This is a genomic window from Bartonella sp. W8122 (genome assembly GCF_016102485.1).
Classification (GTDB): domain Bacteria; phylum Pseudomonadota; class Alphaproteobacteria; order Rhizobiales; family Rhizobiaceae; genus Bartonella; species Bartonella apihabitans.
The window spans coordinates 1,554,902-1,566,852 of the sequence record NZ_JACFOO010000001.1 but is presented as its reverse complement, the minus strand read 5'-3'; the positions used below and the strand labels follow the sequence as shown (position 1 = coordinate 1,566,852).

Here is an 11,951-nt window from a genome sequence, read left to right as displayed (position 1 = left end):
CTAAATTCTCGAACACTGCCGTCTTTATTCTGCTGCTTCCAAAGCAATATTCTTACTCTGAACCGCATTGCGCGTATAATCATCAATACGTTTTTCTATTTCAGGACGGAAATTTCTGATAAGGGCCTGAACAGGCCAAGCGGCCGCATCCCCCAATGCGCAAATTGTATGTCCTTCAACGTGTTTTGAAACGTCAAACAAAAGATCTATTTCACGCTTTTGTGCCCGTCCTTCGACCATGCGTCCCAAAAGACGCATCATCCAGCCGGTGCCTTCACGACAAGGGGTACATTGTCCGCAACTTTCATGTTTGAAAAACGCAGAAATACGCCAAATCGCTTTGATAATATCTGTCGATTTATCCATTACAATTGCACCACCTGTGCCGAATGAAGAACCGATTGCCTTCATGCCATCAAAGTCCATTATCGCATCCGGCATTTTTTCTCCTGGTACGACCGGACAGGAAGCACCACCCGGGATAACAGCCAGAAGATTATCCCAGCCGCCGCGAATTCCGCCTGCATGTTTCTCGATCAATTCCCGAAATGTAAGTCCCAAACTTTCCTCAACAACACAAGGTGTGTTAACGTGTCCGGAAAACATAAAGAGTTTCGTGCCCACATTATTTGGCCGGCCAATAGACGAAAACCACGATGCCCCACGCCGCAAGATCGTCGGAGAAACAGCAATTGACTCGACATTGTTAACTGTCGTTGGGCAACCATAAACCCCCATATTGGCAGGGAAAGGCGGCTTCAACCGCGGTTGACCTTTTTTACCTTCCAAGCTTTCCAAAAGGGCCGTCTCTTCACCACAAATATATGCACCTGCACCATGGTGAACGATGATATCGCATGCATGACCGTGTTTTGTCTTTTTACCGAGAAGACCGGCGTCGTAACATTCGTCAATCGCTGCCTGCAGAGCCTCACGTTCACGAATATATTCTCCGCGAACATAGATAAAAGCGGTATGCGCGCCCATAGCAAAAGTCGCAATAACACATCCTTCGATCAGCGTATGAGGATCGTGGCGTAATATTTCACGGTCTTTACAAGTTCCCGGTTCCGATTCATCAGCGTTGACAACCAGATAATGCGGACGCCCATCATTCTGTTTAGGCATGAAAGACCACTTCATACCGGTCGAAAATCCCGCGCCACCTCTTCCGCGCAAACCGGACGCTTTCATCTCGTTGATGATCCAGTCACGGCCCTTCTCAAGAATGGCTTTGGTTCCGTCCCAACAACCGCGAGACATCGCGCCTTTGAGAGACTTATCTTTTAAACCGTATATATTGGTGAAGATGCGATCACTATCAGCCAGCATTTCTCACCTTTTCCTTCGTTTCAATACCTTATTCAGCTACTTCAGACTGCTTTACCGAAAATCTTCCAACCTTGATTAAACAGTCCAACCTCAACCAATGCCTCATTCTTCTGCCTTCTTTGCGGAAGACTTTTTCTTGGTTGTTTTTTGTTCTCCATCCAGCAATGACGTAAGACCGGTAATCGGTTCCGACGTCTTACGCCCATTTTGTGGGCCTACCGGAATGGTATCACCCTTACCTGCCTCGAATGCGTCAATAATTTCTTCCAAACGCTCTGGCGTAAGATCCTCATAAGTATCTTTAAAGATCATAACCATCGGCGCATTTGTACATGCCCCCAGGCATTCGACTTCTTCCCAAGAAAGAGTTCCATCCTTATTGGTCACAAAAGGAGCTTCATTTATTTTGTTTTTGCAAACTTTAATAAGGTCCCCCGCGCCCCTCAACATACAAGGAGTGGTTCCACAAACTTGAACATGGGCTTTTGTCCCAACCGGCTTCAATTGGAACTGGGTATAGAATGTCGCAATTTCCAACACCCTGATATAGGCCATCGAAAGCATGTCCGCGACATATTCTATTGCCGCACGGGTAACCCATCCCTCCTGCTCCTGAGCGCGCATAAGCAATGGAATGACAGCAGACCTTTGCCGCCCTTCCGGATATTTAGCAATAGTCTTTTCTGCCCATTTTAAATTCTCCTTATTAAAGGAAAATGAGCTGGGTTGTATGGCTTCATTGGCAAGACGGCGCACAGACATCAGCGATCAACCTCTCCAAAAACAATATCAATAGAACCCAGTATTGCAGTAACATCAGCCAACAAATGACCCCGTGCAAGAAAATCCATTGCCTGCAAATGTGCATAACCGGGAGCACGCAACTTTACACGGTAAGGTTTATTTTTGCCTTCCGAAACTAGATAAACCCCAAATTCACCTTTTGGCGCTTCAACAGCAGCATAAACTTCTCCGGCAGGAACATGAAACCCTTCCGAATAGAGTTTAAAATGATGAATAAGAGATTCCATCGAACTTTTCATAGCAGCTCTTCTGGGCGGAGTGACTTTATGGTCAACGGCCAGAACAGGTCCACTTTTTTCAGTGCTCAATAAGCGTTCTACGCATTGACGCATAATTTTGGCAGATTGACGCATCTCTTCCATACGGATGAGATAACGATCGTAACAATCACCGTTTTTACCGATCGGTATATCGAAGTCCATTTCGTCATAACATTCGTAGGGCTGGCTCTTACGCAAATCCCAAGGAATGCCTGCACTGCGAATCATTACACCAGAAAAACCGCGAACCCATGCATCTTCAATTTTCACAACACCGATATCAACGTTACGTTGTTTGAAAATACGGTTCGGTGTGACAAGCTCATCAAGTTTATCAAGCGCAACCAAAAACGGGTCAATAAATTCGCCGATATCTTCTACCAGTTTTTCCGGTAAATCCTGATGCACACCACCCGGTCTGAAGTAATTTGCGTGTAAACGAGCCCCACAAGCACGTTCATAAAAAATCATTAGTTTTTCGCGTTGTTCGAATCCCCACAATGGAGGCGTCAATGCGCCAACGTCCATTGCCTGTGTCGTAACGTTCAGCAAATGATTGAGAATACGACCAATCTCGGAAAACAGAACACGAATAAGCTGTGCCCGTTTGGGAACTTCCAATCCCAACAATTTTTCGACTGCAAGAACAAATGCATGTTCCTGATTCATCGGGGCAACATAATCCAACCTGTCGAGATAAGGGGTAGCCTGCAAATAGGTCTTCGTTTCCATGAGCTTTTCGGTGCCACGGTGAAGCAGACCGATATGCGGATCAACACGTTCGACGACTTCGCCGTCAAGCTCCAGAACCATACGCAAAACACCATGCGCAGCAGGATGTTGCGGACCAAAGTTTATATTGAAGTTACGGACATTGACCTCAGCCACGATCAACTCCTCTGTCTCGAAATGGTATGAATTTTATGATCTGATCGTTCATAATGCTTGGCAACGAATGACAGCCGAAATTCGTAACGTTCGACTTTAAACGGGATGGATAGCAATTCATTTCGCACTCCCCGCTTTTTCGTCACCCGGCAGAACATATTCGGTTCCTTCCCATGGAGACATAAAATCGAAATTACGCATTTCCTGACGAAGCACAACCGGCTCGTAAACAACCCGTTTTACTTCATTATCATATCGGCATTCGACAAACCCTGACGTTGGAAAATCTTTCCGCAAAGGATGACCTTCAAAGCCGTAATCTGTCAAAATACGGCGTAAATCCGGATGACCGGAAAAAAGAACACCGTACATATCGTAGGTCTCGCGTTCATACCATTCCGCACCTGGATATATACTGCATACAGAAGGAACCGGCGTATCTTCGTCCGTACGAACCTTCACACGTATCCGAAGATTGTGACGGGGCGACAAAAGATGATAGACAACATCGAAGCGCTTTTCCCGTTCTGGATAATCGACACCGCATATATCAATCAGACCAACAAATTGACAATGTGAATCATCTTTCAAAAACGACAGAACATCGACGATTGCATCAAGTTTCGATACGAGTGTGAGTTCATTATAGGCAAAAGTGGAATCCTCAATCACCGTTTCCAAGCGTTCGGTAACATAGGATTGCAATTCCTTTAGCGCTTCAGTAGTCATCAACCACTCTCCCCTCACCGCTCGATCGAACCGGTGCGACGTATCTTTTTCTGTAACAGAAGCACACCATAAAGCAAAGCTTCAGCCGTTGGTGGGCAGCCAGGAATGTAGATATCTACAGGCACTATCCGATCACATCCTCTGACAACAGAATAGGAATAATGATAATAGCCACCACCATTTGCGCATGACCCCATCGAAATCACATAACGGGGTTCCGGCATCTGGTCATAAACTTTTCTCAGTGCAGGTGCCATTTTGTTCGTCAATGTGCCAGCGACCATCATCACATCAGATTGACGCGGTGAAGCACGCGGTGCATAGCCAAACCGTTCATTATCATAATGTGGCATGGAACATTGCATTAATTCGATTGCACAGCATGCCAGACCAAAACTCATCCACATAAGCGAGCCGGTTCTTGCCCAGGTTACAAGTGCATCAACCGAGGTCACCAAGAAACCTTTATCAGAAAGCTCACCGCTTATATTTTGGAAAAACTCGTCATCCGATCCAATCAGTTTTCCTGTATTTGGATCAATTATGCCTTTAGGCTTAGGAGCGACCAAAGCCGAATTGTCATGAATCAATCCCATTCAAGTGCTCCTTTTTTCCATTCATAAATAAAGCCGACGGTCAACACAGCAAGAAACACCATCATCGAGAGAAAACCAAAACAGCCGATCGCGTCAAATGAAACAGCCCACGGAAAAAGAAAGGCTACTTCCAGATCGAAAATAATAAATAGAATTGAAACCAGATAAAATCTGATATCGAATTTCATACGTGCATCATCAAATGAGTTAAAACCACATTCATATGCAGATAATTTTTCCGGATCAGGGGAACGATAAGCCACAATGTAAGGCATTATCAAAAGTACGCCGGCGATCAACGCCGATACTATGATAAAAATCAATACTGGCAAATAAGAACTAATAAGATTAGCCATGGTTCACTTCTGCCTTTAATTAGGTGCCGAACTAACACAACCAACGTCGGTTAAATCGACGACTTTGCTGGTTGATAAGTTAATCCCGCCCGTGCAGCTTAAAGGGCATGCCGTGCGACAAATCTGCGCTAAGCGTTACCCCACCAAACGCTCCTGCGCAATAGCTAACGCTATCATAAAATCACAAGCTGTGCAAAAATCCAGCATGTTAAAAAAAGCATCAATGTGTAAAACATTCTTGATTATTCAAAAAAACAATTAGAAAACAATGTATTGGTAGGATTTTTACGTATATTATTCGAGATAAAATATAGAAAGTTTCCCATTTTATTCATCTGGTCACGTTTTGGCGAGCAACGATATTTACGTCATCGTTGAGCCAAAACGACACATTTTTCCTTTTTTATCGGAAATTTCGAGCATAGCGACGCTTGATCAGATTCTATCATGAAACTTTAAAACGCCGCTGGAGAGCACGAAGGAACAGATTTTACCGGACGGATTCCCGACGGAATATAGAGAGATCTTTTATTATCGGGAGATTTAAAAAATAATGGATATTTTAGGAAAAATGCCAATTCCAACGAGCTTTTAAAAGCTGTTTGAAAATGGCGCGAGTGACGGGACTCGAACCCGCGACCTCCGGCGTGACAGGCCGGCGCTCTAACCAACTGAGCTACACCCGCGCACTTTTCAGTTCAGTCATTGTGACTGTGTGCGGTCGTTTAAGGTGTTCGTCTGCATCTGTCAAGCGACAAGAGTTGAGTTTTTTTATAAAAATTGTTTTTTTCACGAAAAATGGCGGAAAACCGCGATTTTTAATTTTTTCGGTAAAAAAAACTAATTGGATGCGATCTTTCTCTTGCGTTTAGGAAAACTTTTGCCTAAAGAGAGCTGCAGTTGTTACCGACCAAGGTAACGGCGGGCGATTAGCTCAGCTGGTAGAGCGCCTCGTTTACACCGAGGATGTCGGGAGTTCGAGTCTCTCATCGCCTACCATTTTTTCTCATTCAATGATAAAGTTTTTGAGCCCTTTCGGGCGTTTCGATTTGCGCTTTAAAACGCAGAAGAGCTGGATATCCTCTTTTAAGTGATTGAGGAAGCTGGGAAGAGCGAATTTGTTTACAAGAATTCGTCGATCGGGAATTCGTGAAAATAGGATCCGACTTCGTAAAAATTGCATATAATAAAGAATATCAAGACCATAACATGAAGTTTTTGCGTTACATGTGGCTGACGATCACTTGTCCATTGTCTAAAGCCAAGATTGAATAGTTTTGTCATTTCGTTAAATAGGGCTTAAAGTCGTCATAATCTTCACTATTTGACTTAAAGAAATCGCCCTTTGGGTTCTATTAGTCGCTGATCAAACAAACTTATAACATGTATCGGTTTTACCGTTATCTACTTATCAACGAAGCCATAAAACACCTGACAAGCCCACTCACTAAAATTATTTGGCTTCAAGTTGATCACGATTGATCATGATTCCTTGCCGGTTTTTCACAAAACCAGGATATCAGCCATAGAATCAGCGTGCCATCGAAAACCAAACATCTGGTAAGTTGCGTGAATCAATTTTTTCTTGTCACCGACAAAAAGCCATAAAAAGCGCGATAAAGATCTTTTCAATATCAAAGTTTTTCCTATCTGCACCTTTATGGTGTTTTTATATGGAGATGATTTTATGCAAGCGGCTTATATGAAAAACGACTCTCATTCCCTCAAACTGCCCTTTATTTTTCTACTATTTTCATTTCTTCTGCCCGTCCTGTCCGGATGCGGATTTAATACAATTCCAACCAACGAAGAAAAAGCTCACGCCGCTTGGAGTGAAGTTCTCAACCAATATCAGCGGCGATCAGATCTGATACCGAATCTCGTTGAAACGGTGAAGGGATATGCACAGCATGAACAGGCTGTATTGACCGGCGTTGTCGAGGCACGTGCAAAGGCAACGCAGACAAACATTAATGCCGATATGCTCAATAATCCCGAGGCAATGCAACAATTTATCAACAACCAGTCCAATCTCACCGGAGCACTCTCCCGCTTGATGGCAGTGGCTGAAAATTATCCAGATTTGAAAGCGAATCAAAATTTTCTCGCTCTACAATCGCAACTGGAAGGAACAGAAAATCGGATTGCTGTTGCACGACGTGATTATATAGAAGCGGTCCGTGTCTACAACACTGCACTCAAAACCATGCCAACTATGATTTGGACTTGGTTGTGGTATCGCGACGCAAAGCCCATGCCGACATTCTCAATCGACGAAGCAGCCGAGAAAGCACCTAAGGTCGAGTTCAACAAATGAATCATTTTCGTTGGCCAATCAACTGGACACTATTTTTTCTAGGATTGGCCTTCATCTTCATCCCACCGTTTTTGTGTGTCGACACGTTAGCAGAAGATTCTCTGCCTGCCCTTTCTGGTCGGGTAGTCGATAATGCTAACCTGATAAGTCCAACGGGAAGAGCCTCTTTAACTAAGAAGCTCGCTTCTCTGGAGGACAAAACAGGCGACCAAATTGTCGTTGCTACATTACCTACCCTATCAGGACATGATATCGAAACCTATGCAAATACCTTGTTCAGGCGCTGGGCATTAGGGCAAAAACAAATGAATAATGGTGTGTTGCTGCTCATAGCTCCAAGCGAGAGACAAGTTAGAATCGAGGTCGGCTATGGTCTGGAAGGAGTTCTGACCGACGCTCTCTCTTCGACTATTATTAATGCAATTATTTTACCGAATTTCAGGCAAGATAATTTTGAAAAAGGTATTGTTGAAGGAGTTGCAGCTATCGCCGATCTTTTGACAGGTAGCAAAGCAGATTTTGACGCACGCGTTCACGACTACCAACAGATTGAACAGGAAAGACTTAAACAACAAAAAAGACAGGACATGATTGCGAATACCGTTGCCGTTCTAATATTTTTACTCTTTGTTGTACTTCCGGTACTTGCATCGATTTTCGGTACAAAAGTCGGACCAAGACGTTACCGCTGGCTTGGCATCGTGTTTGTTCTCTGGTTCTTAGGGAGTGGCAAAGGCGGCGGCTTCGGAGGAGGCGGATTCGGCGGTGGATTTGGAGGGGGTTCCGGCGGCTTTGGCGGTGGCTTTGGCGGCGGCGGTGGTTCATCGGGAGGGGGTGGAGCTTCAGGGCGATGGTGATGCAAACAAACTCTGCAAATCATACAAATATTCTTCAACGTGATCAAATTGGTGCAGCTATTTGTTCCGCAGAAAAGTCGACGAACGGAGAAATTTTCGCGGTTTTTGCAAAAGAAAGTGACAATTATTTTTTTATTTCATTTTTCATTTGGACTGTAGCGATTTTTTTTACTTCAATCATTGCGGCCTATGGAATTCATTGGTTTTGGCATGATGTTCCCCTACATTATTTTGCCTCCACCGTCCTTGCCATCCACCTTCTGGGCTTATTTTATTTGTCGATTCTACCGCAGTTACGGCTTCTCATAACACCGGCCGCAATTAAAAATCGCATTTGTCATGCGAATGCAGTGCGGCAATTTCTTGCACAAAATATCAATCATACAAAGAAACGGACAGGTATCCTGCTTTTCATTTCGCAAGCTGAACATTATGCGGAAGTTATATCGGATATCAAAATTGTCGAAAAAGTACCTGCAGAAATCTGGAATGATATCGTCAAAGGAATGATGACCAAGGCAAGGGAAGGTCATTTGACCGAAGCTTATGTCGACGCCATAAAAAAGTCGGGCGAAGTACTGACACACTATTTTCCACGGAACGCAACTACCGAAAACGAATTACCCGATCATATCATCGAAATATAAACGATAAAAATATCCATTATCTTTATAATCCCCCTATCACTAAAAATTATTATAAAACAATTGTATTAAATTGTAATGTGAAATTATTTTTATAACTATGGATAAGGTGTTTATTTTTGTTTGTTTGATAATTTTATTCATTTTAAGAAATTAATTTAATTTATAAAATTTTTAAATTAACAATTTTCTTTTTTATATCAATGATATACTTTTTAACTAAAATCTTAGCTTTCCCAAGCTTCGTCTTTTCACATAGCCCGACTATTTTTGGCATTCAAGACTGTTTTTGGCATTCAAATTTGGCACTAAAATTGGCCGTCGATCCCTGCGCGTTGGTGTGGCGATTGGACTAAGGCTTTACCTTGATTTAATTGATTGAAGCTTATAAATTGCGCAAGTTGAAGTTTTTTCTTCTCAGGATATGATGAATAATAACATACGTCAAAATCTCAATCATATTTTTTTGCCCAGCGTTTCCCCTGCCCGTCCGGTAGAATGGTTGGTTAGTGATGGATTGACGCCTTACCCCTACGCTCTTCATGAAATGGAAGAACGCATTGCTAAAATTGCTTCAGGTGAAGCGGATGAACGCATCTGGTTGTTGGAACATCCACCTATTTATACCGCTGGAACCAGTGCAAAAAAAAGCGATCTACTCGCCCCCGACCGTTTTCCTGTTTACCAAACGGGTAGAGGTGGCGAGTTTACCTATCATGGCCCTGGACAGCGTGTCATTTATGTCATGCTTGACTTAAAGAGACGAAAGGAAGACGTTCGCGCATTTATCGGAGCTTTGGAAGAGTGGATTATACAGACTCTTGCCGCATTCAACATTAAGGGTGAACGTCGGGAAGACAGGGTTGGCGTATGGGTCGTAAGACCAGAAAAACCATCGACAATAAAAAACGAACCGGCTGAAGACAAAATTGCAGCCATTGGTATTCGTTTACGTAAATGGGTTAGTTTTCATGGAATTGCTCTCAATGTGGAGCCGGATTTATCGCATTATAGTGGTATAGTTCCGTGCGGAATATCCGACCATGGAGTAACCAGTTTGGTTGATCTCGGCTTGCCTGTCACGATGGCGGATGTTGACGTTGTCCTTAAAAAAACTTTTGAAAAAATATTTGGCCCAACACGTTCTCTAAACCATTAGGTTCGAAATTATGATCTGCGACAATACAGACCAAAAAAAGTTTTTAATTACCACCTCTATTGCTACTGTTTTATTTTATTTCCCACTTGTCATCGGGAGCTATTACTACCGTGATGATTTTGAACGTCTTATCTCACAAAAACCGGGATGGGGCGAATTAGGAAGACCATTCGCAGATATACTCGCATATTTTCTTTCGGCTGACTGGCAGTGGGTGCCCGACTCGTCACCCTTTTTCCTGTTGGTTGCTTTGTTTCTAACAATAATCTCAACATGTTTGAGTTTAAAAATACGTGCGATCCCGTTCAATGCGACAACCGCAGTTCTGGTCGTTACCTATCTTTTTAATCCTTTTCTTTTGTCGGCTTTTTTCTATCGTTTCGATTGCGTCATTATGGCGATGGGCGTTGCCTGTGGTCTGCTGGGATGGGCCTACTACAATCAATCGAAACTAAAATCAGCGTTATTGTGCTTTGTTTCAATGGGATTTTACCAATCCTATATTAACATGTTTATTGTTCTTATCGTAATCGAAGCATTATATGCGATTTATAGCGGAAAACCCGTCTATTCCACTGTAAAATTTTTAATCAAAGCATTCGTTTTCGCTGCCTGTATTTGTATCGCTACCTATTTCTTCGACAAATTGTTCATTAATGAATACGCGACCGGAAAAAGCCAGTTTATTTTTCTCGGTGAAAAAGGTGTTTGGAAATATTTTGCAGTTATGATGGAAAACGTTTTTTCTCGTTATTTCGGTTTTCTATCCACTACCGGTAAAATATTGTATTCAGTGTCTATCTGTCTGGCATTTATCCAAATTCAGCTTCACTTTTATAGACATACAAACTTTGATCATCCGGTTTTGAGAGCCACGATTTGTTCAATTGTTTTTTTATTCATGTTACCCATTTCACTCGGTGTATTATACGGAATTGTTGGCGATGGCGTTATTCCCCCGAGAGTTATGCCAGCATCAATTTTCTTTTCTGTGTTGATCGTTTTTCTGCTATCCCGGTTTATCACGGTTTTCCAGCAACCTGAGCTCGTTGAAAAAATCGGAACATTTGCCAATACAAAATTAATTTGGGTGACTTTACTCCTCTTGCTTCTATGCCCGCTTGTGTTCAGTTATATCGTCAACAGCGCAACCCGAATTCAGAATGATTTAAACCGTTTTTATCTGCAACGCATTGCAACTTCCCTGGAACGCTATCCTGCTGATAAACCTGCTGTGATCATCGGCGGATTAGGAAAATCACTATTTGTTGCACAGACAACGGAAAGAATGCGGCTCGTTGCCGCTATAATTCCTTTTGCCAATTCCTGGGAGCTTTCATCTGAGTTAAAAGAGTTCGGTTATAATAACATAATCAATCTGTCGGATACGCCGAAGGCTCATGAATTGTTAACACAACTATGTGCTAACCGCGCTTTACCGGATACAACCACCCCTTATTACAGGATATTCGATTTAGGAGATTATCTGTTTATATCTCTAGGGAAAAAAAATATGTGCCTTGGGCATTATAATGACAATTACACCGCCGAGACAAAATAATTGGAGGACGGCAATAGCTGTCCGTAGTATCAAATTCTACCAAAGACATAAGACGATTCTGTGGTTTGTATGTTCGGGTGCAATCGCCTTTTGGATTGATTTTTTGACATTCTGGATTTTGCAAACCGCGGGGTTAAACCTTTGGCTCGCACGAGCAGCAGCTTTTATTATTGCTGCTACCTTCACTTGGGTCTTCAACACCAAAATATCATTTCGCGGACGTGAAGCACGTTTTAAGAACCTGAAAGGCTGGTGTACCTATATTGCATTGGCTACAATCGGCGGCAGTTTTAATTATTGCGCAAGTATGGCTGTCATAAAGAGCGTTAGCGAAGTTAATCCTGTAACTATGTTTCTAGCTGTTGCAGCCGGATCTATTGCGGGGTTGTTTGCCAATTTTTTTCTCAATCACATCGTTTTTTTTAAGAAATTATGAAAGTAATTAACA

At 42.8% G+C, this 11,951-nt stretch carries 12 protein-coding genes and 2 tRNA genes; 7 read left to right on the top strand and 7 right to left on the bottom strand.

What is annotated here, in order from left to right; translation table 11 throughout:
• Positions 1–24: 24 nt before the first annotated feature.
• From nuoF to H3S83_RS06855, 7 genes are all read right to left on the bottom strand, one after another.
• Positions 25–1,332 carry an NADH-quinone oxidoreductase subunit NuoF gene (nuoF, locus tag H3S83_RS06885; protein WP_077971455.1) on the bottom strand — a complete coding sequence of 436 codons (1,308 nt, stop codon included), beginning with the start codon at positions 1,330–1,332 and terminating at the stop codon, positions 25–27.
• A gap of 102 nt (positions 1,333–1,434) precedes the next feature.
• Positions 1,435–2,094, bottom strand: a complete 660-nt coding sequence (gene nuoE / locus H3S83_RS06880) for an NADH-quinone oxidoreductase subunit NuoE (RefSeq protein WP_077971454.1) — start codon at positions 2,092–2,094, stop codon at positions 1,435–1,437.
• The gene (locus H3S83_RS06875; protein ID WP_198224638.1) at positions 2,094–3,284 is read right to left on the bottom strand and encodes an NADH-quinone oxidoreductase subunit D; all 1,191 of its coding nucleotides are present in this window, start codon (positions 3,282–3,284) and stop codon (positions 2,094–2,096) included. The genes nuoE and H3S83_RS06875 overlap by 1 nt, the downstream gene beginning before the upstream one ends.
• Before the next feature lie 117 nt (positions 3,285–3,401).
• Positions 3,402–4,013 carry an NADH-quinone oxidoreductase subunit C gene (locus tag H3S83_RS06870; RefSeq protein ID WP_198239258.1) on the bottom strand — a complete coding sequence of 204 codons (612 nt, stop codon included), beginning with the start codon at positions 4,011–4,013 and terminating at the stop codon, positions 3,402–3,404.
• Positions 4,014–4,027: 14 nt separating this feature from the next.
• Entirely contained in the window at positions 4,028–4,609 is a 582-nt protein-coding gene (locus tag H3S83_RS06865; protein ID WP_077971448.1) for an NADH-quinone oxidoreductase subunit B family protein, read from the bottom strand.
• Positions 4,600–4,965 carry an NADH-quinone oxidoreductase subunit A gene (locus tag H3S83_RS06860; protein ID WP_198239257.1) on the bottom strand — a complete coding sequence of 122 codons (366 nt, stop codon included), beginning with the start codon at positions 4,963–4,965 and terminating at the stop codon, positions 4,600–4,602. Before H3S83_RS06860 ends, H3S83_RS06865 begins: the two co-directional genes overlap by 10 nt.
• Before the next feature lie 609 nt (positions 4,966–5,574).
• Positions 5,575–5,651, bottom strand: a tRNA-Asp gene (locus tag H3S83_RS06855).
• Positions 5,652–5,888: 237 nt separating this feature from the next.
• Between H3S83_RS06855 and H3S83_RS06850 the strand changes: the two genes are divergently transcribed.
• The 7 genes from H3S83_RS06850 to H3S83_RS06820 all read left to right on the top strand — a co-directional run bounded on the left by H3S83_RS06850 (position 5,889) and on the right by H3S83_RS06820 (position 11,939).
• Positions 5,889–5,964, top strand: a tRNA-Val gene (locus H3S83_RS06850).
• A gap of 703 nt (positions 5,965–6,667) precedes the next feature.
• Positions 6,668–7,282, top strand: a complete 615-nt coding sequence (locus H3S83_RS06845; protein ID WP_198239256.1) for a LemA family protein — start codon at positions 6,668–6,670, stop codon at positions 7,280–7,282.
• Entirely contained in the window at positions 7,279–8,139 is an 861-nt protein-coding gene (locus tag H3S83_RS06840; RefSeq protein ID WP_198239255.1) for a YgcG family protein, read from the top strand. Before H3S83_RS06845 ends, H3S83_RS06840 begins: the two co-directional genes overlap by 4 nt.
• The gene (locus tag H3S83_RS06835; protein ID WP_198232079.1) at positions 8,139–8,786 is read left to right on the top strand and encodes a TPM domain-containing protein; all 648 of its coding nucleotides are present in this window, start codon (positions 8,139–8,141) and stop codon (positions 8,784–8,786) included. The genes H3S83_RS06840 and H3S83_RS06835 overlap by 1 nt, the downstream gene beginning before the upstream one ends.
• A gap of 421 nt (positions 8,787–9,207) precedes the next feature.
• A complete protein-coding gene (gene lipB / locus H3S83_RS06830; protein WP_370541341.1) occupies positions 9,208–9,942 on the top strand; it encodes a lipoyl(octanoyl) transferase LipB in 735 nt (244 codons plus the stop codon).
• Between the two features lie 10 nt (positions 9,943–9,952).
• The gene (locus H3S83_RS06825) at positions 9,953–11,503 is read left to right on the top strand and encodes a glucosyltransferase domain-containing protein (protein WP_198239254.1); all 1,551 of its coding nucleotides are present in this window, start codon (positions 9,953–9,955) and stop codon (positions 11,501–11,503) included.
• Complete coding sequence (locus H3S83_RS06820) at positions 11,475–11,939, top strand: GtrA family protein (RefSeq protein WP_198224649.1); 465 nt, start codon at positions 11,475–11,477, stop codon at positions 11,937–11,939. The genes H3S83_RS06825 and H3S83_RS06820 overlap by 29 nt, the downstream gene beginning before the upstream one ends.
• Positions 11,940–11,951 lie beyond the last annotated feature (12 nt).